At 52.1% G+C, this 24,540-nt stretch carries 20 protein-coding genes; 11 read left to right on the top strand and 9 right to left on the bottom strand.

Going from position 1 to position 24,540, the window contains the following annotated elements; genetic code table 11:
- Window positions 1-80: 80 nt before the first annotated feature.
- A complete protein-coding gene (uvrB, locus tag ACO0LK_RS19715; protein ID WP_422978024.1) occupies window positions 81-2,186 on the top strand; it encodes an excinuclease ABC subunit UvrB in 2,106 nt (701 codons plus the stop codon).
- Window positions 2,187-2,195: 9 nt separating this feature from the next.
- Window positions 2,196-2,693: a DinB family protein gene (locus ACO0LK_RS19710; RefSeq protein WP_422978022.1), complete on the top strand. Its 498-nt coding sequence runs from the start codon at window positions 2,196-2,198 to the stop codon at window positions 2,691-2,693.
- Between the two features lie 52 nt (window positions 2,694-2,745).
- On the opposite strand, the gene ACO0LK_RS19705 is transcribed toward ACO0LK_RS19710, so the two are convergent.
- Window positions 2,746-4,023 carry a GGDEF domain-containing protein gene (locus ACO0LK_RS19705; protein WP_422978020.1) on the bottom strand — a complete coding sequence of 426 codons (1,278 nt, stop codon included), beginning with the start codon at window positions 4,021-4,023 and terminating at the stop codon, window positions 2,746-2,748.
- 392 nt (window positions 4,024-4,415) lie between these two features.
- Between ACO0LK_RS19705 and ACO0LK_RS19700 the strand changes: the two genes are divergently transcribed.
- Window positions 4,416-4,997, top strand: coding sequence for a DJ-1/PfpI family protein (locus ACO0LK_RS19700; protein WP_422978018.1), 582 nt, complete (start codon window positions 4,416-4,418; stop codon window positions 4,995-4,997).
- A gap of 58 nt (window positions 4,998-5,055) precedes the next feature.
- On the top strand, window positions 5,056-5,400 hold the full coding sequence (locus ACO0LK_RS19695) for a ribbon-helix-helix domain-containing protein (RefSeq protein WP_422978016.1): 345 nt from the start codon (window positions 5,056-5,058) through the stop codon (window positions 5,398-5,400).
- 157 nt (window positions 5,401-5,557) lie between these two features.
- Here the strand turns inward: ACO0LK_RS19695 and cphA (ACO0LK_RS19690) are convergent, their stop codons facing one another.
- On the bottom strand, window positions 5,558-8,128 hold the full coding sequence (gene cphA, locus ACO0LK_RS19690; protein WP_186949276.1) for a cyanophycin synthetase: 2,571 nt from the start codon (window positions 8,126-8,128) through the stop codon (window positions 5,558-5,560).
- A 230-nt stretch (window positions 8,129-8,358) separates the two neighbouring features.
- Window positions 8,359-10,536, bottom strand: a complete 2,178-nt coding sequence (cphA, locus tag ACO0LK_RS19685; protein ID WP_422978014.1) for a cyanophycin synthetase — start codon at window positions 10,534-10,536, stop codon at window positions 8,359-8,361.
- 600 nt (window positions 10,537-11,136) lie between these two features.
- Here cphA (ACO0LK_RS19685) and ACO0LK_RS19680 point away from each other — a divergent pair.
- Window positions 11,137-13,257 (top strand): ABC transporter ATP-binding protein, encoded by a 2,121-nt coding sequence (locus ACO0LK_RS19680; protein ID WP_422978049.1) that lies wholly within the window; start codon window positions 11,137-11,139, stop codon window positions 13,255-13,257.
- Between the two features lie 4 nt (window positions 13,258-13,261).
- Complete coding sequence (locus ACO0LK_RS19675; protein WP_422978012.1) at window positions 13,262-13,732, top strand: DUF1854 domain-containing protein; 471 nt, start codon at window positions 13,262-13,264, stop codon at window positions 13,730-13,732.
- 39 nt (window positions 13,733-13,771) lie between these two features.
- Here ACO0LK_RS19675 and ACO0LK_RS19670 read toward each other — a convergent pair whose 3' ends face one another.
- Window positions 13,772-14,293, bottom strand: a complete 522-nt coding sequence (locus ACO0LK_RS19670) for a GNAT family N-acetyltransferase (RefSeq protein WP_422978010.1) — start codon at window positions 14,291-14,293, stop codon at window positions 13,772-13,774.
- A 115-nt stretch (window positions 14,294-14,408) separates the two neighbouring features.
- A complete protein-coding gene (gene xth, locus ACO0LK_RS19665; protein WP_422978008.1) occupies window positions 14,409-15,173 on the bottom strand; it encodes an exodeoxyribonuclease III in 765 nt (254 codons plus the stop codon).
- Between the two features lie 280 nt (window positions 15,174-15,453).
- On the opposite strand from xth, the gene ACO0LK_RS19660 reads away from it, so the two are divergent.
- The gene (locus ACO0LK_RS19660; protein WP_422978006.1) at window positions 15,454-16,314 is read left to right on the top strand and encodes a substrate-binding periplasmic protein; all 861 of its coding nucleotides are present in this window, start codon (window positions 15,454-15,456) and stop codon (window positions 16,312-16,314) included.
- Between the two features lie 115 nt (window positions 16,315-16,429).
- Here ACO0LK_RS19660 and ACO0LK_RS19655 read toward each other — a convergent pair whose 3' ends face one another.
- Entirely contained in the window at window positions 16,430-17,938 is a 1,509-nt protein-coding gene (locus ACO0LK_RS19655) for a leucyl aminopeptidase (RefSeq protein WP_422978004.1), read from the bottom strand.
- 50 nt (window positions 17,939-17,988) lie between these two features.
- Here ACO0LK_RS19655 and lptF point away from each other — a divergent pair, with 50 nt between their 5' ends.
- The 4 genes from lptF (at window position 17,989) to ACO0LK_RS19635 (ending at window position 21,482) form a co-directional block, all read left to right on the top strand.
- The gene (gene lptF, locus ACO0LK_RS19650; RefSeq protein WP_422978002.1) at window positions 17,989-19,122 is read left to right on the top strand and encodes an LPS export ABC transporter permease LptF; all 1,134 of its coding nucleotides are present in this window, start codon (window positions 17,989-17,991) and stop codon (window positions 19,120-19,122) included.
- Complete coding sequence (gene lptG / locus ACO0LK_RS19645) at window positions 19,119-20,252, top strand: LPS export ABC transporter permease LptG (protein WP_422978000.1); 1,134 nt, start codon at window positions 19,119-19,121, stop codon at window positions 20,250-20,252. The genes lptF and lptG overlap by 4 nt, the downstream gene beginning before the upstream one ends.
- Window positions 20,252-20,623 (top strand): sirohydrochlorin chelatase, encoded by a 372-nt coding sequence (locus ACO0LK_RS19640; RefSeq protein ID WP_422977998.1) that lies wholly within the window; start codon window positions 20,252-20,254, stop codon window positions 20,621-20,623. Before lptG ends, ACO0LK_RS19640 begins: the two co-directional genes overlap by 1 nt.
- Before the next feature lie 82 nt (window positions 20,624-20,705).
- Window positions 20,706-21,482: a substrate-binding periplasmic protein gene (locus tag ACO0LK_RS19635; RefSeq protein WP_422977996.1), complete on the top strand. Its 777-nt coding sequence runs from the start codon at window positions 20,706-20,708 to the stop codon at window positions 21,480-21,482.
- A gap of 33 nt (window positions 21,483-21,515) precedes the next feature.
- Here the strand turns inward: ACO0LK_RS19635 and cobA are convergent, their stop codons facing one another.
- From cobA to cysD, 3 genes are read right to left on the bottom strand one after another with little or no spacing between them, the layout of a single operon-like run.
- Window positions 21,516-22,232, bottom strand: coding sequence for a uroporphyrinogen-III C-methyltransferase (gene cobA / locus ACO0LK_RS19630; protein WP_422977994.1), 717 nt, complete (start codon window positions 22,230-22,232; stop codon window positions 21,516-21,518).
- Window positions 22,233-22,283: 51 nt separating this feature from the next.
- Complete coding sequence (locus ACO0LK_RS19625; RefSeq protein WP_422977992.1) at window positions 22,284-23,600, bottom strand: sulfate adenylyltransferase subunit 1; 1,317 nt, start codon at window positions 23,598-23,600, stop codon at window positions 22,284-22,286.
- Window positions 23,600-24,535 carry a sulfate adenylyltransferase subunit CysD gene (gene cysD / locus ACO0LK_RS19620; protein WP_186949290.1) on the bottom strand — a complete coding sequence of 312 codons (936 nt, stop codon included), beginning with the start codon at window positions 24,533-24,535 and terminating at the stop codon, window positions 23,600-23,602. Before cysD ends, ACO0LK_RS19625 begins: the two co-directional genes overlap by 1 nt.
- Window positions 24,536-24,540: the final 5 nt, after the last annotated feature.

Genomic DNA, 24,540 nt, shown 5'->3' with positions numbered 1-24,540 from the left:
GTTGTCGTTGCCGACAGTAAAGGTTGGAATCAGGCAGATTGCATAGTACAGCCACCTATTTTAGCAAAGGTAATAGCATCATGGCGGTAGCACCAGTCAATTCAGTCGCTTTGTCAGAACAGCTGGACGAAGCAAAATTTATCAGTTTTCCAGATTCACCCTATCAGCTGTACCAAATGTTTCAGCCAGCCGGGGATCAGCCAGCGGCGATTGCGCAACTGGTAGAGGGAATCAGTGACGGTTTGTTTTTTCAGACACTGCTGGGGGTGACGGGGTCGGGTAAGACCTATACGATGGCGAATGTCATCGCCAGAACCGGCAGGCCGGCGATTATTTTTGCACCTAATAAAACCCTGGCGGCACAGTTGTACAGTGAGTTCAGGGAATTCTTTCCACGCAATGCGGTAGAGTATTTTGTCAGTTATTACGATTACTATCAACCAGAAGCGTATGTTCCGCAGCGCGACTTGTTTATTGAGAAAGATTCTGCCATCAATGAACATATAGAACAGATGCGTCTGTCCTGTACCAAATCGCTGATGGAAAGACGTGATGTAATCATCGTGGCAACTGTGTCGGCCATCTATGGTATCGGTAACCCCAGCGAATACCACAAGATGATTCTGACCCTGCGCGCCAAGGACAAGGTCAGCCAGCGCGATGTCATCGCCCGCCTGATACAAATGCAGTACAAGCGCAATGAAGTCGATTTTGGGCGCGGTACTTTCCGTGTGCGTGGTGATACGATCGACATTTTCCCGGCAGAACATGCCGAAATGGCCGTGCGCGTGGAAATGTTCGATGATGAAATCGAAAACCTGCAATTGTTTGACCCGCTTACCGGGCGCATCAAGCAAAAGATACCTCGTTTCACGGTCTACCCTAGCTCGCATTATGTGACCCCGCGCGAAACCGTCTTGCGTGCCATTGACACCATCAAGGAAGAATTGCGTGAGCGCCTGGATTTCTTCCGGCGTGAAAACAAACTCATAGAAGAGCAGCGCATAGAACAGCGTACCCGTTTTGACCTGGAAATGATGGCCGAGATCGGCTTTACCAAGGGTATTGAAAATTATTCGCGCCATCTGAGCGGTGCCAAGGCCGGTGAGCCACCACCAACCCTGGTGGATTACCTGCCGGCAGATGCTTTGATGTTCCTGGATGAGTCACATGTACTGACAGGCCAGTTGAACGGCATGTACAACGGCGACAGGGCGCGCAAGACCAATCTGGTGGATTATGGCTTCCGCCTGCCGTCGGCGCTGGATAACCGTCCGCTGAAGTTTGCCGAATTCGAAAGCAAATTGCGCCAGACCGTATTTGTCTCGGCCACGCCGGGTGATTATGAAGACAAGCATTCTGATCAGACAGTAGAGCAGGTGGTCAGGCCTACCGGCCTGGTGGACCCGGAAATTGAAGTACGTCCGGCCCTGACCCAAGTCGATGACCTGATGAACCAGATTATCGAACGTGTAAAAAAAGAGGAACGTGTACTGGTCACGACCCTGACCAAACGCATGTCAGAACAGTTGACCGAATTTCTGGGGGAAAACGGTATCAAGGTGCGTTACCTGCATAGCGATATTGATACGGTTGAACGGGTAGAGATTATCCGTGATCTGCGTCTGGGTACGTTTGATGTGCTGGTCGGTATCAACCTGTTGCGCGAGGGGCTGGATATTCCTGAAGTGTCTCTGGTGGCGATACTGGATGCGGACAAGGAAGGCTTCCTGCGTTCTGAACGCAGCCTGATCCAGACCATAGGCCGCGCAGCGCGTAATTTGCACGGCAAGGCTATCCTGTATGCCGACAAGATGACAGATTCCATGCGACGCGCCATAGGTGAAACTGAACGCCGTCGCAACAAGCAGCTAGCCTTCAACCTGGCCAATAATATTACCCCGGTTGGCATACGCAAGCAGATCAAGGACATCATCGACGGCGTCTACAATCCGCAAGAAGCGCGGGAAGAACTGGCTGTGGCGCAAGAGCAGGCGCGTTATGAAGTCATGAGTGAGAAACAGATCAGCCGCGAAATCAAGCGCCTGGAAAAACTCATGCTGGATCATGCGAAGAATCTGGAATTTGAAAAAGCCGCGCAGGTAAGGGATCAGCTTGCCCATGTCAAACAGCAGTTGTTTGGGGCAGGTGGGCATGACTCACTTGAATCTGTTAGCGTTAAATAAATGATGACTATGAATGCTCTTACCCTGGACACACTTGCAAGCTTCCCGCAGCAGTTGGAAGCACATTATTCACTTATCCCGCAAGGTTTCCAGCATTGGGCACCTGCATCCTGGGATGGTGTGCCCAGCGAGCCGTTTACCGCCATTGAACAAGTCTGTCATATCAGGGATATTGAGATAGAAGGCTATCACCTGCGTTTTGAACGTACGCTGAATGAACACCATCCCTTGCTGGCATCCATCGATAGCGAACCCCTGGCCAAAGAACGTGATTATGCCGGCCAGGACGTGACGGAAGTATTTGTTTCATTCCGGGCTGCCAGACTAAAAACAATGGGCATCATCCGTGATTTGCATGATGCGCAGTTGAACCGTACTGCCGAATTTGAAGGCTATGGGCCGTTGACCTTGCGCAGCCTGATTCATTATTTATGCAGCCATGATCAGCAGCACCTGGCGGGATTGCAATGGTTGCTTGGCAAGATAGAGGCGTCGCGGAGCCGGTAAGCAGAACTCAGTTTATCAATAGGACTGAGTTCCAATATCATTTACCCGAAATTCATTTACCCGAAATACAGACCTGATTCCGCCCGCCTTGCTTGGCCAGATACAGCATTGCATCTGCCCGCAGGAACATTTCATTCTCGGTCTTGCAGGCGGGGAAGTCAGCGACACCACCACTGAAGCTGAAGTTTTTATGTTCACGGGGTTTGACTTCAAAAGCAATTTTGCCAAAGGCCTCGCGCATGGCATCCAGCTTTTGCTTGCCCTGTTCCAGCGTACTGTCCCAGAACACAACGACAAATTCTTCGCCACCAAAGCGGCTTAACAGGTCGCGCTCGCCCAGTTGTGCCGACAGAACCAAAGACAGGCGTTTAATGACGATGTCGCCAAAATAATGGCCCCAGGTGTCATTGATGGTTTTGAATTTGTCGATATCGATGATGCCATAGGCCATAGGTTTGTCTTCCCGGGTGGCGCGGCGTATCCATTCCTGGGCTTTCTTTTGCAGGCCCACCTTGTTCAGCAGGCCGGTGGCACGGTCACGGCTGATCAGGTCTTTGCTGGCGCGGATTTTATTGATGCGGTTCAGTAACTGACGGGTCAGGACATCGGCATCATTGGGTGTCAGGATTTCATCGAAACCGCTGTCCAGGGCACGGCGGGCGAGGGCAGGGTTCAGGCTGTTTTGAAGCAGGATGATTTCGCGGCCAGGATCAAATTCTATGTTTTTCTTCAGCACGCGCACCAGTGCTTCGGTCTGCAGGTACTGGGCTTCTTCTATGAGCACCACATCCGGTTGTACTTCCTTGACGCGCACATGCAGTGAACGACCATCCTGATAGTGCAATAGCTCTATCTGGTTGGCGGCCAGTAAATCGACATCCAGCATGGGCTTGTCGCCAAGATAGACAACGGTATTCGATTCACCGCGCTTATTCTGGGCAAAAATATTGAACAGTTTGTCGACCAGCACATCGTTGGTGATCGGCTTTTCTGCATAGGCCTGGCAGTTGCTGTCGACCAGTTTTTGTTGCAGCAGAAAGCGTTCACCCTGGCGTACCGTTTGCAGATAGATGTAATTTTTGTCGGCAGGCAGGCGTTGCAGCAAATCACTCAGGAACATGGTTTGCCGGCGGTTATGCTGCATGTCGTCCTGCATGTTGTAAAGCACATCGAGGTCAATCACAAACAGATTATTACTCTCGGAACTTTGCACTGCCATGACGAAATCACTCATCTGGTCAAAAAACAGGATGTCGAAATCGTATTTGTGCGCGCCCAGTAATAATTCGTTTTTATTGTCCTTGATGAAAAAGGTCTGTGTGAGCAGCATTACCTGATTCTTATACAATAATCCCGCTTCCGCCATTTTGTCTCCATACGAGTGGTGCTGTGCTGAACTTCATTTTGAGGCGCTTGCTCTTAATACATCATGAATTTTATACGAGTTCTTGCCATCTCCTGTAGATAGCCAGAACAATTATGTCAGATAAGACAATTATGTAACGTTATCTGCGCATTCGCAGCTTAATTCATCCTTAAGTGTGTCTGAAGCAACAAATTGATCCACTGCAAAACCGTTCTGGCTTTGCTTGCTGGTAAAGAGGCAGATTGCCCTGATGTTGAACGGCAATATTTTTGTCCAATGTAGTAACCAGTCATTACCACCTTGCGCAGAATTTGCTCAACAATCAGTTTCCATTTATACATAAATCAGGAGACATCATGGCTGCCAAAAAAATTCTTATGCTGGTGGGTGATTTTGTGGAAGATTACGAGGCCATGGTGCCTTTTCAAAGCCTGCTGGCCGTTGGGCATGCGGTACACGCGGTGTGCCCGGATAAAAAGCCGGGGGATTATGTTGCCACTGCCATTCATGATTTTGAAGGCCAGCAGACTTATACAGAAAAGCCAGGCCACCGCTTCACCATTACGCATGACTTTGCCAGTGTCCAGGCGCAAGAGTACGATGCCCTGCTGATACCGGGTGGGCGTGCACCTGAATACCTGCGCCTGAATCCGCAAGTGATCGCCATCGTCCAGCATTTTGCGCAGGCAAACAAACCCATTGCAGCGGTATGTCACGGCGCGCAGATTCTGGCCGCCGCCAAAGTGCTGGAAGGTATCAAGTGTTCAGCCTACCCGGCGTGCCAGCCAGAAGTTGAAGCAGCCGGCGGTCATTACGCCAATATTGCCGTGACTGATGCCGTGACTGACAAGAATTTTGTCACTGCACCAGCCTGGCCAGCACACCCTGCATGGATAGGGCAGTTCCTGCAATTGCTGGGCACGGAAATCAAATTGTAAATCAGGCATTGACGTATAATCATCAGATAGACCTACTTGATGTTATGCGGGAGGGATGATGTGTGAAATCTTTGTAAAAGCCGATCCGGCCCTGTACGAATCCAAGGCACGTTCGATACGCTTGCATGGTGTCGTTACTTCGATACGGCTTGAAAAACTGTTCTGGCAAGTCTTGCAGGAAATCGCGGAGCGCGATGGCATGAATATCAATCAACTCATTACCAAGCTGTATGATGAGTTGATGGCTTATCGCGGGCAGATCGACAATTTTTCATCTTTCCTGCGGGTTTGCTGCCTGCGCTACACGTCACTGATGCTGGATGGCGAGATTGTCAATGACAAGCACCTGCCGCTGGCCGGTTTGCGCAATAGTAAGAACGGCAGCAGCGGTTTCCTGATTTAGGGCGCTTATTTGGGTGTTGATTTAGGTGTTGATTTAGGTGTTGATTTAGGTGTTGATTTAGGTGTTGATTCATGGCGTGTTGATTTTGGGTTTCACCAATAAAAAATGCCGGGCTTTTTATCAAGCCCGGCATTTTTTATTGGTGCATTAACGAGATTTATCCAGCCGCAACACGTTTGGCAATATGCGCCAGGGCTTCTTCTACCTGATCGATGAGGATCAGGCAGAGGTCGCCAGCTTCCAGTCTATCCATGGCCAGATCAATGGCGATGAATTCACCGGTGATTTCATCAACGCGTGAGGTTTTGCTGGCATTGCCCAGGCCTTCACGCAAGAGGGCGATGACTTCACCATCGGCACGGCCGCGCTGACATTGATCCTGGTACAGAACCACATCATCGAATGACTCACCGAGGATTTCGGTCTGTTGCCGGATGTCCTGGTCACGGCGGTCACCGGCACCGCTGATGACGACAGAACGACGCTTGGCGGGCATGGTTTCTACCGCACGTACCAGGGCCAGAATCGCGTCCGGATTATGGCCATAATCGGCAATCAGGGTCGCACCGCGGAAATTGAATACATTAAAACGACCCGGTGCATTGTCGGCTTCATTCGCAAATGTTTTCAGGCCGGCGCGTATGCTGTCCCAACTGATATTGATGGCCCAGGCGGCGGCCACCGATGCCATCACGTTTTCCACCTGGAAGCCTATGCTGCCATTGCGGGTGATGGGAATATCGGACAGGGGAATGTTGTGGCGCATTTTGCCTTCTGCCGCCACCAGGTGGCCGTTTTCAACATACACGGCACGCCTGCCCTGAGCACGATGGGCAGACATCACGGGATGCTGGTGATCGGCCGCAAAGAAGATAACGGGAGACGGGCAGTTGGATGCCATGTTGGCGACAATCGGGTCCGCCGCATTCAACACCGCATAACCATTGTCAGCCACGTTTTGCACGATGACGCGCTTCAGCACAGCCAGATCTTCGACAGTAGTGATGTAGTTCAGGCCCAGATGGTCGCCAGAACCGATATTGGTGACCACCGCCACCTGACAACGGTCATACGCCAGACCTTCGCGCAGGACACCGCCACGGGCGGTTTCAAAGACGGCAGCATCAACATCAGGATGCGACAATACATTGCGGGCGCTGCGCGGGCCGCTGCAATCACCACTGTCTATCTGGCGGCCTGCCACGTAGACGCCATCGGTATTCGTCATGCCGGTGCGCAAACCGCTGGCGGTCAGCAGGTGGGCGATCAGGCGTACGGTGGTGGTTTTGCCGTTGGTGCCGGTGACTGCAATAATCGGAATGCGTCCGTCATCATTGTCATCAAACATGGAGGCAATAATGGCTTCGCCAACCTGGCGGCCCTTGCCAAAGGAGGGGGACAGATGCATGCGCAGGCCAGGTGCGGCATTGACTTCGACGATGCCGCCATTTTGCAATTCTATGGGTTTCAATACGCTGTCGCAGACCAGATCAACACCGCAAATATCAAGGCCAACCATGTGTGCCGCGGCCACGGCACGTGCAGCAACTTCGGGATGCACATCATCGGTGACATCGGTAGCGGCGCCACCTGTCGACAGGTTGGCATTGTTGCGCAAGACAACGCGCTGGCCTTTGGGTGGGATGGAATCGGCCTCAAAGCCTTGTTTAGCCAGGCTGGCAAGGGCAATATCATCGAAACGGATTTTGGTCAGGGAAGTGGAATGGCCACTGCCGCGACGTGGGTCTTTGTTGACCTGATCCACCAGTTCCCGGACGGTTTTCTTGCCATCCCCCACCACTTGTGGCGGGTCACGGCGGGCGGCGGCAACCAGCTTGTTGCCGACCACCAGCAGGCGGAAATCGTTGCCGGGCAAAAAGCGTTCAACCAGGATGTCATCACGGAATTCGCTGGCGGCATGAAAACCGGCATCCAGTTGTTCACGGGTGGTGACGTTGACGGTTACACCTTTGCCCTGATTACCATCCTTGGGTTTGACGACTACTGGCAGGCCAATTTCCAAAGCTGCTGCCCAGGCATCATCGGGGTCGGATACCGAACGCCCCAGCGGCACGGGTACACCGGCTGCATGCAGCAATTTCTTGGTCAGTTCCTTGTCCTGGGCAATGGCTTCGGCAATCGCGCTGGTGCCATCCATTTCGGCGGCCTGTATCTTGCGCTGGCGGCTGCCCCAGCCAAAGGCAACAAGGCTGCCATCGGTCAGTCGACGATACGGTATGTTGCGGGCCACGGCGGCATTCACGATGGAGCCGGTTGATGGGCCCAGACGCACATCTTCATCCAGTTCACGCAACTGGTCCAGCGCAGCGGTCAGGTCAAAGGCTTCGTGCTTCAGTGCGGCCTGTATGAGTTTGTCTGCCAGTTCGACTGCCAGGCGGCCTACTGCTTCTTCGCTGTATTCAACCACTACCTGAAATACGCCTGCTTCCAGCGTTTGCGTGGTACGGCTGAATGTGACAGGGCAACCGGCTTCTGCCTGTAGGCCAAGGGCGGTCAGTTCAAATACATGGGCCATGGGGATGGCGTCATCATGACCAGTCGGCTGCAAGATGCTCAATTCAGGGAACAAGGCACGCAAACGGTCTTCAAATCCGTTCAGGCCAGCAATTGACAGCTCTTCCTGGGTGCAGGTAACAATCGCTTCTACGGCCGTGTGGTGGCTCCAGAGATTGGGACCGCGCAGGGCACGGATGCGTGATACTTCCATAAAACTTAGTCCTGTTGAAAAAGGCTTTAAATGACAGTGCGCTGCATTTCTGCATGCCGGCTTTTTATAAGCCGGAGGTCACAGCGTCAGAGGAATAGCAAATAAGCAGCAAATTCTAAAAAATTACGTAAATAATTATTTGTGTCAGTGTTGCGTCAGTGTTGTGTCAGTGTTTTTAATGCCCATCAGGTGCGGCATTCACTGACACGTCACTCAGTACAATCAGACACTCAGTAAGCAGATTTCTGATTGGAGTCAAACGTCCTCAGTCCTGCACCTATCAATTCTGGCGTGATGTTCAAAGCCCAGGCGGCGGCAACTGCTGCCAGTACGCTGTCCAGTTGCGCTACCTTGGCGGGTTTCAAAGAGCTTAACGGCAGCAGTGCAGATTCGTTTTCACCACTAGCCAGGACGATGTGTTGATCACGCAAAAATACCACGCGCTCATTCAGCGCACGATGGTTGACGATGGCTTCCAGTTCCGGGTCCAGGCCATAATAAATCACCTTGCCGTCACATAGTTCTGCCAGATCCACCACTGCCGGGTCAGCCGCATTCAATACCGCGACACCATCTGGAAGAATAACGTCAACCTGAGTGCGGATGATCTTGCGCATCTGGTCGGGGCTGTCTATGTAGTGGGCTGCCAGATCGGCATAACCTTCGAGGTCGGTGACGACACCAACGGCGCATTTGTCATAGGCAAGACCATCCGTCAGTATGGTTTTGGCATTGGTTTCAAACACGGCGGCTTGCACCGAGCGGTTGATCAGCAAACGTTGGCCAGCTTCCCAGTTGGCGCAGTTGCCGTCGGTGACCAGGCGCTTGTTCAGGTACAGGCCCTGGGCGCAGGCAACACCGGTTTCCTTGCCGCTGATATGGATTAGTGCACCGATCAGGCGGGCGATCAGGCTGCAGCCTTTGGTACCGGCGACACCGACAATGCTGATGCGACCAGTTTCATCCGGGGCAAACAAATGATTGATGATGGCCTTGCCAACCGGGCGGCCTTCGCCATTCGCCGGTTTGATGTGGGCCAGCAGGCCGGGGCTGGCATTGACTTCGATAATCGCTGCACCTTGCTCTGACATGGGGCGCGAGATATCTTCCGCAACCAGATCAACGCCGGCAATATCCAGGCCGATGATGCGGGCTGCGAGTGTCGCTGCGTAGGCAATATCGGGATGTATCTGGTCGGTGACATCAAGTGCGACATTACCGTTGGGCTGTATCAGGACTTTTTGTCCGGCCAGCGGGATGGAATTGGCATCCATGCCCTGACGTTTTAATTCCAGTATGATTTCTGCACCAGCAGCAGGGTCCAGCGCATTCAGCGGACAATCTTCGGTAGTGCCACGGCGCGGGTCAGTGTTGATCTGGCTGTCGACCAGGGCAGTGATATTCGATGTACCATCGCCAGTCACCCACAGCGATTCACCTTTGCCAACGGCGACCACCTGGTTGCCAACGACCAGCACGCGATGTTCATCACCAGTGACAAAACGTTCGACGATGACGCTCTTGCTTTCACCCTTGCGGGCTGCCAGTTCATAGGCAGCAAACACGTCTTCCTTGCTCATCAGGTTTAATGAAACACCACGGCCATGGTTGCCGTCATAGGGTTTGATGACGACCGGCAGGCCAATATCCTGTGCTTCTTCCCATGCTTCTTCGGCACTGCGTACCAGTGAACCTTCAGGCACCGGCACGCCGCAGGATTGCAGCAGGGTCTTGGTCAGGTCCTTGTCGCTGGCGATGCTTTCGGCAATTGCACCTGTACGATCTGTTTCTGCTGTCCATATGCGGCGCTGGGCAGCACCATGGCCCAGTTGCACCAGGTTGCCGTCGGTCAGGCGTATGGATGGAATGCGGCGTTCAGTCGCTGCATCAACGATGCTGGCAGTACTCGGGCCCAGGCAACGGTCATCGACCAGTTCACGCAACTCGCTTACTTTGGTTTGTACATCAAAGGGCCGGTCTTCTATCGCAGCCATCAGCAGATCACGTCCTGTTTCCAGTGCGGCACGGCCAACCTGTTCTTCACGGGTGCGGAATGCCATTTTGTAGACACCGGCCACATTGGTAGAACGGGTCTGGCCAAAACCGGTACGCATGCCTGCCAGGTTTTGCAATTCCAGCACGACGTGTTCAAGGATATGACCCGACCAGGTGCCTTCACGCAGGCGCTCAAGAAATCCGCCACGCTCACCGACACCGCAGCGATGTTCTATGATGCCTGGCAACCAGGCAGTCAGGCGTTCGTAGAGGCCGGGGATCTTATTCGATGGAAACTCTTCCAGCGCACCAATATCCAGCACTGCTTCTATCACAGGGCGGTAAGTCCAGATATTCGGGCCACGCAAGTGCGTTGCGCTAAGAATGCGGATGTCTTTCTTGTTTGTTGTCATGTATGTAAACTTTTATAAGCCTGGTTATACAGACCAGATCTTGTCATTTTTTGCAGGACTTGCATAAAACTGCCACTATGCCTTGCTGTAACTTGCCACAGCTTGCCGGAACATGTTGTCTGAGTCCAATTTTAGAGCTTTTCTTCGTTTCCCTGAATGAACTGCTTTTCCCTGTAGAAGAAAGTCTTGCCAAAGTCATAATGACGCGTTGTATATCGTAGTGAAAGCGAATTGGAAAGGCACGCTTGCTGATATACTTGCGCGCCAGCGCAAAAGCAGTTCATCCTCTTGATCAGATTGATCTGATTATTTTTCTTTCGATAGAATACCGTAAATTGCTGCTTCCGTGACATGGCTTATGCCTGAAACGGAAACCAAGTTATCCCTTTTGCTAAAAAATATGTCCTGATTTTGTTCAGGACCAGCTCTTGAGCCGGAGTTCGTTTCACGATGACCACAACACAATTCAATCCCGGGCAGCCTGTTCTGTCGCTACCTGCGAGTTGGCAAGCCGAATTGAGCAAGCAGATCGCACAAGGCGAAAACGTTTTAACTACCCTTGAGGTTGACCTCGACAGCAAACTTCGCTTTCGCAAGGGCATGCTTGTCCTGACCGATCGCCGTTTGCTGACAAAATTATCCGGCTCCAATGACTGGCAGTCATGGGAATTTCGCCAAGGCTTGCAATTAAGTCATCATGACCATGCCGGTGTCGGTCATCTGGAATTGACCGATGAGCAGGGTTTGCTGGCCAACTGGCGTTTTACCCTGGGCCAGAACCTGCATGCAATACGCCTGCTGGATCAATTCAGAGAACAGTTGCAAAGCCATATCACGGGTATGCCGGTAGTCCGCGCAGAGCAAAATATCTGCCCTAGCTGCAAGGCCGTGCTGGAACCGGATCAGGAAGAATGCCCGGTCTGCACCAAGGTGATCTATACACCACCATCCACCTGGACGCTGTTGCGTCTTTGGCGCTTCGCTCATCCTTACCGCCTGCAACTGTTCATCGGCTTTACGCTGATGTTGCTGGGTACGGCGGCGCACATGATCCCGCGTTACCTGACCAAGCCGTTAACGGATGAGGTGCTGATTCCTTATCAAAACGGTGCGCATGTTGATCCTAAACTGGTGGTGTTTTACATCGGTGGTTTGCTTGGTTCTGCGGTTATTGCATGGCTGCTGAGCTGGGGCAAGACTTATATCCTGGCACTGGTGTCAGAGCGCATAGGTGCAGATTTGCGTACCGCCACCTATGAACATCTGCTGAAATTGTCGCTGGAATATTTTGGTGGTAAACGCACTGGTGACCTGATGTCACGCATAGGTAGTGAAAGTGACCGCATCTGCGTTTACCTGTCGCTGCACTTGCTTGACTTTGCGACTGACGTGCTGATGTTCATCATGACTGCGGCTTTTCTGTTGCAGATTAATACCAAGCTGGCTCTGGTGACTTTGCTGCCGTTGCCATTTATTGCCTGGATGATCCATCTGGTGCGAGACAAATTGCGTACCGGCTTTGAAAAGATAGACCGGGTATGGGGCGAGGTGACGAATGTCCTGGCCGACACCATTCCGGGTATACGTGTGGTCAAGGCCTTTGCACAGGAGAAGCGTGAAGCAGGTCGTTTCCGTGAAGCCAACAAACATAATCTGGCGGTCAACGACAAGCTTAACAAGGTCTGGTCGCTGTTTTCACCTACCGTGTCGTTTCTGACTGATCTTGGCATTCTGGTGGTCTGGGGTTTTGGTATCTGGCAGATTTCAAAAGGTGATATTACTGTCGGTTCTCTGGTGGCTGCGGTTGCTTTCATCAGCAATTTCTATGGTCGTATCGATTCCATGAGCCGCATCGTTTCTGTTACCCAGAAATCGGCATCGGCAGCCAAGCGTATTTTCGATATTCTTGACCATGTATCCAGCGTGCCAGATCCGCAAAATCCGGTGAAGGTAAAAGAAGTCAAGGGCCAGATAGAATTGCGTGAAGTCGGTTTCCGTTACGGTAACCGGGCGGTGAATCGTGGCATCAATCTGAACATCAGACCGGGTGAAATGATTGGTCTGGTAGGACATAGCGGTTCAGGCAAAAGTACGCTGGTGAATCTGATCTGCCGTTTCTATGATGTGTCCGAAGGCGCGATTTTACTGGATGGCGTCGATATACGCTCGTTTGCCGTATCCGACTACCGTAGCAACATTGGCCTGGTATTGCAGGAACCCTTCCTGTTCTTTGGCACCATCGCCGAAAATATCGCCTACGGCAAGCCAGATGCGACCCGCGACGAAATCATCGCCGCAGCGCGTGCTGCCCATGCCCATGAATTCATACTGCGTTTGCCACAGGGTTATGATTCCATGGTGGGCGAGCGTGGTCAGGGTTTGTCGGGTGGCGAGCGCCAGCGCATTTCCATCGCCCGTGCCCTGTTGATCGACCCGCGTATTTTGATCATGGATGAAGCCACGTCTTCCGTCGATTCACAGACAGAAAAAGAAATCCAGAAAGCGCTGGACAATCTGGTGCAAGGCCGTACCACCATCGCCATCGCCCACCGCTTATCAACACTGCACAAGGCAGACCGTCTGGTCGTACTGGACCGTGGCCAGGTAGTGGAAGTGGGCAGCCATGATGAATTGATGGCGAAAGAAGGGGCTTACTACAATCTGTATCAGGCACAGGCCCGGAATGCCGCAGAAAACGTGGCAGAGCTGGCGGAGGATTGAACACATGAGCACCACAAAATTTGAACTCAGCCGCAATGCGTTTGGCAAACTCATTCTGACCAATGAAGCCGGTGAAGTCTTTGAAGGCGTCAGCCCGGTCAGGGCATTTCCTATCCAGTCACCATTGATCAGCATCTCCATGGTACTGACCGATGGCCGCGAGGTCGCCTGGATAGATCAACTGGATGACTTGTCGGAAGAATCAAGGATGCTGGTACTGGAAGAGCTGGAAGGGCGCGAATTCATGCCCGAAATCAGCCGAATCGACAGCGTCACCAGCTTTGCCTTGCCCTGTACCTGGAAAGTCAGCACCGACAGGGGTGAGACAGAATTTGTCCTGAAAGGCGATGAAGACATCCGTCGTATCGGCAGGGCATCTTTACTGATTACCGATAATCACGGCATACAGTTTTTGATACGCGACATGTTTGAAATAGACAGGCATAGTCGCAAAATTCTGGACCGGTTTCTTTAATGCAGCTTGGCCGCCTGTAACTGATTCCTGCCCAGGGAATCAGTTCTTGCCAGCAAATTCATACCCATACAGGTTGGTGTCTCTGGTTTCACCATCCAGTACCACCACCGCTTCCAGTATAAAACCCAGACTTTGCAGCAATTTATTGGAACTGTGATTCGCGGGTGAGGTGATGGCCGCCAGCTTGGGTAACTGCAAATGGCTGCGCGCATACTCGACAGTTGCCCTGGCGGCTTCCCTGGCATAACCCTGACCCAGATACTGCGGCAGGAAAGCATAGCCGATGTCTATATTTTTCAGAGTCTCGCGTTTCACGAGGCCGCATAGCCCCATGGGCTGCGCATCGTCCTTGCGTTCAACCACATACAGGCTGAAACCATTTTTTGCCTGACTGATCAGCGGGCCATTGATGATGGATTCAGTCGCCGCTTCCAGCGTCCGTATACCCTTGTCGTGAATATTCGCAATGAAGGACGGATCATTGATCAGCGCCAGATAAAAGGCCGCGTCGTCAGTGGTGATGACTCTTAAATTCAATCTTTCGGTGCTGAGTATCTGCATTTTATCTCTGAAAAATAGGCCAATACGCAAGAAGGACAATTCGCACAGTCATCAACAGAGTCCAACGACGTACCTGTCGCTTGCAGACAGGTTGCCTCCAGGAAGAAACGCCCGCTTAGCCCAACGTTGCAATCACCGGTGCATGGTCCGATGGTTGCTCCCACTTGCGTGGTACGCGGTCGATGATGCAGGACGTGCACTGTTTTGCCAGCTCTTCTGATAGCAGTATGTGGTCTATGCGTACACCTTTATTCAGGCGGAAACCCAGTGCGCGATAATCCCACCAGCTGAATGATTTTTCTGCCTGTTCAAACTGCCGGAAGCTATCTGTCAGACCCAGGGCGATCAGGTTTTTCAGAGCAGTTCTTTCCTGCGGTGACACCAGGTTCATGCCTTCCCAGGCGGCAGGGTCATGCACATCGCGGTCTTCCGGGGCGATATTGTAATCACCCAGCACGGCCAGTTTTGGGTGGCGTGTCATTTCATCCCTGACCCAGTTTTCCAGCGCCGCCAGCCATTTCAATTTGTATTGAAACTTGTCGGAATCCAGTGCCTGACCATTTGGTACATAGGCGCAAATGATGCGTATGCCTTCTATGGTGGCAGCAATGATGCGTTGCTGTTCATCTTCAAATTGCGGATTGTTTTTCTGCACATCTGTGATCGGATGCTTCGATACAATTGCCACGCCGTTATAGGTTTTTTGCCCGGTAAAGACCACATGGTAACCAGCTGCTTCTATCTCTGCCTGAGGGAATTTGTCATCCGTCAGTTTGGTTTCCTGTATGCACAGGACATCGACAGGATTGGTTTCCAGCCACTGCAAGACTTGCGGCAGCCTGACCTTCAGGGAGTTAACATTCCACGTAACTAATTTCATGTTTTTATCGATTTGATTGATGTGTTTTTATTACGCATCTGGATTAATGTGGCTGTACGGTCACAGCTTGTCTGTTCGATATTATACGGCGTCTGCTGAAAATGAAGCGGTTCACTGATGCCTGCAACGCCGTACCGCCAGTCAATACGCAAGGTGTAGTTAAAAGTGAATAAATTGCTTAGTTTTTGTTTTCAATTCTTGACTTTTGCGCTGGAGTTTCTCGATGGCATCATACTGGAATGAGACTAAAATCCAGTCTACTGCACTTATTATTCCAATTATGAACAAGTACTCCGCAGTCCTGTTTTTTTGCCTGTCTATCCTGGGTGTGCAACTTGCTGTGGCGGATCCGAATATCATTCGCTACCCGCGCCCCTCGGCCAAGACAGACAGCCATTTCGACTATATCAATGAATTATTGACCGAGGCGCTTTCTTTTTCGGCCAATAAATACCAGTTATTACCCAGCCATGCGCAGATGCAGCAAGGGCGGGCCGTGCATGAAATGAAAAACGGTACGAGGGAAGTCGATCTGCTGTGGAGCATGTCCACCGATGAAAGGGAAAAATCGTTGATTGCGATCAAGATACCCATCGACAAAGGCTTGCTGGGTTGGCGCATTCCTCTGGTGCGGAGCGAACAGAAAAACCTGTTCAAGGATGTAAAAACGCTTCATGACATGCATGCCTATTCGGCTGGGCAGGAACTAGATTGGCCGGACGTCAAAGTCCTGGAAAGCAATGGACTGACAGTGGCGACCGCCAATTCGTATGAGGCATTGTTCAGCATGCTGGAAGCAGGGCGTTTTGATTATTTCCCTCGCTCCATCCTGGAAATCTGGAAGGAACAAGAACTGCATACCGGTAAAAAACTGTCAGTCAGTCCGGATATCGCGCTGCATTATCCTGCGGCCTATTATTTCTTTGTTGCCCCGAACAAACGCCAATTTGCCGATGATTTGAACAATGGCCTGGAAATGATGATCAGGAACGGGCAATTCGAAAAGATTTTCCTGAAATACCATCAAACGTCCATACAGAAAGCCGGTTTGAAACAGAGGACCGTACTGGAATTGCGAAATCCTTTTCTGAATCCGGCCAATATGCCGCTCAGCCGTAGCGAATTATGGTTTAAACCATAATCACTGCTGCGGAACAGGCAAGAAGCAGACAAGCTAATAAAACAAGAAGGCCCCGGTCTGGATATTCCAGACCGGGGCCTTTCAGTTCAGCTTTGCGCTAACTTGGGAGGCTGTATCAGCCTGCGCGGTTGATCAGGAAAGTAGTCAGCAAAGGTACTGGGCGACCAGTGGAGCCTTTGGCTGCGCCAGATTTCCAGGCTGTGCCAGCGATATCCAGATGCGCCCAGGTGTATTTCCTGGTGTAGCGCTCAAGGAAGCAGGCTGCGGTAATGCTGCCACCGGCCGGACCGCCAATATTTGCCATGTCGGCAAAATTGGATTTCAGTTGCTCGTTATACGCTTCTTCGATAGGCATGCGCCATGCGGTGTCGCCAGTTTGCTTGCCTGCTGCCAGCAATTCTGCTGCCAGTTTGTCGTGTGCTTCGTCATGGCGGGTGAACAGGCCGGAATTATGGTGACCCAAAGAAGTCACGCAGGCACCAGTCAGTGTAGCCACGTCAACTACGGCTGCTGGCTTGAAGCGTTCTGCATAAGTCAGGGCGTCGCACAGGATCAGGCGGCCTTCGGCATCCGTATTCAGGATTTCGATGGTTTGGCCAGACATGGAAGTGACGATATCACCAGGGCGGGTTGCACTGCCGGACGGCATGTTTTCGCAAGTCGGGATGACGGCGATGACGTTCAGCTTCAGCTTCATTTCACCGATGGCACGCATGGTACCCAGTACGGAAGCCGCACCACCCATGTCGTATTTCATTTCATCCATGCCGGCGCCAGCTTTCAGCGAGATACCGCCAGAGTCAAAAGTGATGCCCTTGCCAACCAGAACGACTGGCGCATCCTTGGCTTTGCCACCATTGTGCTTGAGCACGATGAATTTCGGTGGTTCTACCGTGCCATTGGTCACAGACAGGAAACTACCCATTTTCAGGGCCTGGATCTGTTTGCGGTCCAGCACTTCGGCAACCATTTTGTAGTCAGTTGCGATTTTCCGGGCGGTGTTGGCCAGGTGAGTAGGTGTGCAGATATTCGGTGGCAGGTTGCCCAGTTCCTTGGTCAGATCCATGCCGTTCGCGAGGGCTTCGCTTTGCGATAATGCATTTTTGGCAGCAGTTGCTTCTGCGGCAGAGACAGCAAATGCGACTTTCTTGACACCCGCAGTGGATGTGTCTTTCTTGCTTTTCAGTGCATCAGCACGGAAAATGCTTTCGCGGAAGGCCAGAACTGCACTACGGATAGACCAGCCCAGGTCACGGTCCTTGACCGCTGGCAAGGCCAGAACCGCATCATTGGCACCAAGCGCAGCCAGTGTACGGGCGGCAGCCTGCACAGCCTGATTGTAGGCTTTGTCGCTGACAGTGGACGCTTCTTCACCCAGACCTACCAGCAATACGCGTTCGGCAGCCACATCAGCGATGTTACGCAACAACAGGGAAGTACCCGCTTTTCCTGTAATATCACCGGATTTCAGGGCTGCGGCGATGTCGCCAGCCTTGTCCAGGCTTGCTGCAACGGCGGAAAGTTTCTTGTTTTCGAACACACCGACCACGATACAGCCAGTTTTAATTGCTTTATGGGCAGTCGAGGCACTTTTTGCGTCGATTGTTTTTATGCTAAAGTCCACGTATTACTCCTCTTTGTAAGTCTCGTAAAACAGACATTATAATCCTACTCATGATTTTTCAGCGCGCGCTTCGACGTGAATTAAACAGTGCCGCAGGCGCAGTCTTCACTACATTGTTCACCATCACGATCTCCGTGATGCTCATTAAAATCCTTGGACAGGCGGCAGGAGGTAAAGTTGCGTCGTCCGATGTGGTGGCCCTGATCGCCTTCACCGCCCTCATGAACATGCATATTCTGCTGTTGCTGACCGGCTTTATTTCCGTATTGCTGGTAGTGACCCGCAGCTACCAGGATTCGGAAATGGTGGTCTGGTTTGCTTCTGGCCTGAGCCTGACGCAGTGGATAGCGCCGGTGGTACGCTTTGGCGCGCCTCTCATCATCCTGACCGGCTTGCTGAGTTTTATCGTCACCCCCTGGGCCAACCAGCAAAGCGTGGAATTTCGCGAACGCTTTGAAAAACGTTCGGATATAGCCAAGGTGGCTCCCGGCAAGTTTCAGGAATCTGCTTCATCTGACCGGATTTTCTTTGTCGAAGAAGTGGCTGGTGATCTCAGCAAGGTGCAGAATATCTTCATCAATACTTATAAAGATGGTCGCTCCAGCATCGTCGTTGCCAAGGAAGGCATGATAGAAATCGACAAACTGGGCGACAAGTTCCTGGTCATGAGTCAGGGGCGTCGTTACGACGGCGCACCGACCGCGCCTGATTTTCAGATGATGCAGTTTGAAAAATACGGTGTACTGGTATCCAGTCAGAATGCCAGCGTGGCCGGTGACAAATCGGCGAAATCCATGCCATTGGCGGCTTTGCTGGAAAATCTCGACAGTACCAAATTGGGTGAGCTGCTATGGCGTATTTCCCTGCCGGTGATGTGCGCAGTATTGCTGTTGCTGGCTATTCCCCTGGGTTACGTCAATCCTCGTGTCGGACGTTCAGCCAATCTGATCGTGGCTTTGTTGCTGGTGGTGATTTACCTGTCCGTTACTAATATTTTGCAAGCGCTGGTGGTGCAGGAGCGCAGCAGTTTTGCCATGGCGTGGTGGCCACACCATCTGGTTGTCAGTCTGCTTGTTATCGCTTTGTTCTTATGGCGTTTGAAGGTCAATAGTCGCTGGCATCCGCTGGTATTGTGGTCCCGCTGCAAATCGAGTTTCCGTGGCAAAGAGAAGTGTCCAGCATGAAAATTTTACAAAGATATTTTGGCACGGAAATCCTGCGTGCCGTGTTATTCGTCATGCTGGCATTGCTGGCGCTGTTTTCGTTTTTTGATCTTGTTAATGAGTTGCAATCTTCTGTCAACAAGGGTGGGTACCAGCTCAAGCATGCGGTCTTGTATGTCTTGTTGGGATGGCCGGGCTATATCTATGAGTTCATGCCGATTGCGGTTTTGATCGGCACCATTTATGTGCTGGCGCAGTTTGCTTCCAATTCCGAATTTACCATCATGCGCGCATCCAGCATGTCGACCGTGATGGCAGGTAGTATCTTGCTGAAAATAGGCATGCTGTTTGTTGCGCTGACTTTTCTGTTTGGAGAAGTGATTTCCCCGGTATCAAGCAAATTCGCTGAAAAAATCAAGCTCAATGCCATCGGTGAAGCAATGGCACAGGAATTTCGTACCGGTTTGTGGACCAAGGATTTGGTGCGTGAAAACGGCCTTACCGGTGAAGTGGTCGGTTCGCTGTTCCTGAACGTGAAAGAGATACTGCCAAACCGTCATTTGAAAGGCGTACGGATATTTGAATTCGACAAAAATTTTCACCTGTCCCGTGAAGTGACTGCGACCGATGCCGAATACCTGGGCAAGAATACCTGGCGTCTGTTTGATGTGTCCGAAACATCCTTCCCTAAAACGCTGACCAGTGAAGATATCGCCGCAGTGAAAAGCCAGAAGCTTGACAGCCGCGACATTGTGTCCGAAGTCACACCAGATATTTTATCTGTCCTGTTTGCTGACCCTGACCGCATGTCCGCGACCGACCTGGCTGCATTTACCAAGCATCTGGCGGACAATAAACAGGATGGCGAACGCTATGAAATCGCTTTCTGGAAAAAAATCACCTACCCATTTGCGGTACTGGTGATGATGGCACTGGCATTGCCCTTTGCCTACCTGCACGTCAGAAGCGGTGGCGTCAGTTTGAAGATATTCAGCGGCATCATGATAGGCATGGTGTTTTACCTGATCAATTCGCTGTTTTCACATGTGGGTTTGCTTAATACCTGGCCAGCACCTGTGACGGCGTTGGTACCCAGTGTGTTGTTCCTGGTGATAGCCGCCATGGGTTTGCGTTACGTGGAAAGAAATTGATGACTGAAAAACCTGCAATGATCCTGTTCGCCCATGGCGCGCGTGACCCCAGGTGGGCGCAGCCTTTTCAGCGCCTGCAAAAAATGACACAGGAAAGTTTGCCAGATACTACGGTGGCATTGGCGTTTCTGGAGTTCATGCAGCCATCACTGCCAGAACTGGTTGCCAGCCTGGTGACAGAAGGGTGTCAGCAAGTCACGCTGGTGCCGATATTTCTGGGGCAGGGTGGTCATGTGTTGCGTGATTTGCCTATATTGGTGGATGAACTGCGCACCAGCCATCCGGCGCTTGAGGTAAAACTTGTCAGTGCTGCTGGTGAAGATGACAGCGTTTTGTCGGCTATCAGGGACTATTGTATAAAATCTTTGTAAAGCCTCGTTTCTCACACCCTGATCTGAGGCGCGAATGATTCCGATTTTTGGCCATAATACGCAGACCTCAGCGGCACTATCTATGTATAGGGCAAGGGCAGCGCTGAAACTGGTATTGACTTTCCTCTTGTTTGCATCACTCCATCTTGCGGTGCCGGCCAGCCATGCAGCGCAGGTACTGGCTGTAGGTACAGAATTCGCCAACGTATTTGAACGCAATGTCGCTGGTGAATATACCGGGCTAGGGGCAGACATCCTGCGCGCGCTGGCGAAGCAGAATGGTGATGACATCCGGTTTGAAATCTATCCCTGGGCCAGGGCACAGTGGATGGTTGAAAATGAACAGGCACAGATACTGATAGGCCCGTACAGGACGACAGAAAGAGAAGGCAAATTTGCCTTTGCCAAAAGAGCCTTTTATCGTGACCTGATCGTGCTCTACGTTCGCAAGGGATCAGACCTGAGTTGGGATGGCAATTACGCCAGCTTGCACGGCCCCAGGCTGGGTGTCATCAATGGCTGGATATATGGCGCGCAATTTGAAAGCATGCGCTCTGGTATCAAGCCGGTGCTGGCAAATACGCTTACCAACGGTCTGAACATGTTACTGGCAAAAAGGGTGGATTTTCTGGCCACCAATATACGCAATACCGAAGCCGCCATGAAAGCCATGGGCATCAGTAATGAACTGCAGATGATAGAACCGCTTATGGATATCCAGGATGGCTATCTGGCTTACTGCAAGAATGCCAGTTGCGAGCAACTGCGTAGCCGTTACGATGAACTATACGAACAACTAAGAACAGGTGGTGTCCTGCAACTGATGGCGCGCAGGCAGGGCGTCAGATTGCCGCCCTGAAGATTCTTGAGCAGTAGTCAAGATATCAGGGTGTCAGGATGATTTGCGCGCCCGCATCGCTTCACCCATCATGACAAGCACAGGTCCGGTACTGCCGGGCAGTCCATTGGCCAGATCATTCAGGCTCATGGCCTGACTGCATTCATCCGGGCGACTGCAGTTCTCGATGATGATGACGGGTAGATTGCCAGGGAAATTGGCGGTCAGCATGCGTTGCGCAGTCAACATGGCTTCCCTGCCACCCATATACTGCACCAGGGTGTCACATTCGGGTATGCGGGTATCTGCCGTTTCGCCAGGGGCGGTACTTGATGTGAACAGGGCGACACTGCGGGCGATGCCGCGCTTGGTCAGTGGCTGGCGCACGCTGGCCGCCGCCGCCAGGGCGGTGGTAATGCCGGGCACGATTTCATAGTTAACGCCAGCAGATTCCAGTGCCGTCAGTTCTTCGTCGGCACGCCCGAACAGCATGGGGTCACCGCCCTTGAGGCGCACTACCAACTGATATTTAGCGGCAGATTCCAGCATCTGCTGATTGATATGCTCTTGCGCCGCAGAGCGTTGTCCGCTGCGTTTGCCTACCGGGATTTTGACAGCCTGCGGACACAGTTCCAGCATTTCAGATGTGACCAGTGCATCGTACAGCACCACGTCTGCTGCTGCCAGCAGACGGGCACCCCGTACGGTAATCAGATCTGCCGCACCGGGGCCGGCCCCGATCAGATAGACCTTGCCTGTTGCTGTATGCACTGCTGTACTCGTCACTGTATTGATCAACGTATTTACCACTGTATTTACACTTCAGCCAATACGTATCATACCTGCCGCGACGGTCTGATGGGTTACTTCATCAATGAGGATGAAGGCACCGGTGGAGCGCAGGTCCCGATAATCATCGGCAGCCAGTGCCTGGGCAACGTTCAGTGTTACAGTCGCAATATCATTCAGTTTGAGGCTGTCTGCAGAGCGACGTTCCTGGGTATTGATATCCAGCAGCGTGTCAATGGCCGTTACCCTGGCAGCGATTTGTCTGGTGGTATGTTTCAGCCAGTATTTGCGACGGATATCCAGCACATCTTCTGACAGCCAGCACAAATCGGCATTCACGGTTTTCAGCAGGGTCGCCGGACGATCAGCACCCACCAGCATGTCACCGCGTGAAATATCTACATACTCATCCAGCAAGATCGTGACTGACTGACCGACGACAGCAGTATCCAGTGATGTATCCAGTGTCAGAATGTCCTTGACTGTGGCAGTCTGGCCACCAGGCTGCACCAATAATTTGTCGCCCTTGCTGACTTTGCCTGCTTCGATACGCCCCATATAACCACGGAAGTCATTCGCTTCATGGCCATTGTGACGTGCTACCAGTTGTACCGGGAAGCGGAATGGTTCGTCGTGGCAGGCGTCGTATACGCTTAAGGATTCCAGCAGTTCAATCAGGGTTGGTCCCTTGTACCAAGCCAGTTTTTCGCTGGCCGTCACCACATTGTCACCCGCGAGGGCAGACAAGGGAATAGGGCGGATGTTTTTCAAACCCAATTGATCTGCAAATGCCTGATAGGCAGCGATAATGCGGTCATACACGGTCTGGTCATAGTCGATCAGATCCATCTTGTTGACGGCAACAATCACGTGTTCTATTTGCAGCAGATGGGCAATGGTGGAGTGACGTTTGGTTTGCGTCAGTAAATCCACAGTACCATCATCATTCAGCTTGACCTTGGAAACGTCGATCAGAATGATCACCGCATCTGCCGTTGACGCACCGGTCACCATATTGCGCGTGTACTGTTCATGGCCAGGCGTATCGGCAATGATGAACTTGCGTTTTGGTGTGGCGAAATAGCGATAGGCCACGTCGATGGTGATACCTTGTTCGCGTTCAGCTTCAAGGCCATCAGTCAGCAGGGACAGGTCTATGGTGTCGCCGACGGTGCGCTTGTGTTTGGCGCGCGAAATGGCATCCAGCTGGTCAGCAAAAATACCCTTGCTGTCAAACAGCAGGCGACCAATCAAAGTGCTTTTGCCATCATCCACTGAACCCGCCGTGATGAAGCGCAAGAGGCCACGTTCTCTACCAACGGCGGCAGTCAATTGTTCTACGGCGTTCATTAGAAATATCCTTCTTTTTTACGTTTTTCCATCGATGCTTCTGATGTCTGGTCATCCATGCGGGTAGCGCCACGCTCGGTAATCTGGGTGATCGCGGTTTCGGCGATGATGGCTTCTACAGTGGCCGCATCAGACGATACCGGGCAGGTGCAGGAAATATCACCCACCGTGCGGAAGCGCACGATCTGGGTTTCTACCGTTTCACCGGCACGTGGTGGTGTCAGGTCCGTTAATGGTACCAGCAAGCCATTGCGCGGGATTACCTGGCGTTCATGGGCAAAATAAATCTGTGGCAATTCCAGTTTTTCACGGGCGATGTATTGCCATACGTCGAGCTCGGTCCAGTTCGAGATAGGGAAGACGCGCATGTTTTCACCAGCGTGCACGCGGGTGTTATACAGGTCCCACAATTCCGGACGTTGTGCTTTAGGGTTCCATTGGCCAAATTCATCACGGAAAGAGAATATCCTTTCCTTGGCGCGCGCTTTTTCTTCATCGCGACGGGCACCACCTATGCAGGCGTCGAATTTGTGTTCAGCAATTGTTTCCAGCAAGGTCACGGCTTGCGCCGCATTGCGTGAATCCGTTGCCGGGTTGCGCAGACGTACCGTGCCACGGCGTATTGATTCTTCTACCGAACCAACGATCAGGCGTTCACCCAGTTCGGCCACGCGCTTGTCGCGAAAGGCAATGACTTCAGGGAAGTTGTGGCCGGTATCAATATGCACCAGCGGGAAAGGGAACTTACCCGGGCGGAAAGCCTTTTCTGCCAGACGCAGCAAGACGATAGAGTCTTTGCCGCCGGAAAACAGCAGGGCAGGGTTGCTGCATTCGGCCGCGACTTCGCGCATGATATGGATGGCTTCGGATTCCAGCCAATCCAGGTGGCGATTGCTCGCAGCATCAATAAAATGGTTTTCCACGACAGTATTCATGATTT

It is taken from the genome of Undibacterium sp. Ji49W (genome assembly GCF_049340205.1).
Lineage (GTDB): Bacteria > Pseudomonadota > Gammaproteobacteria > Burkholderiales > Burkholderiaceae_D > Undibacterium.
Note: the sequence above shows the minus strand (reverse complement) of the source record. Positions and strands in the feature narration are given on the sequence as shown.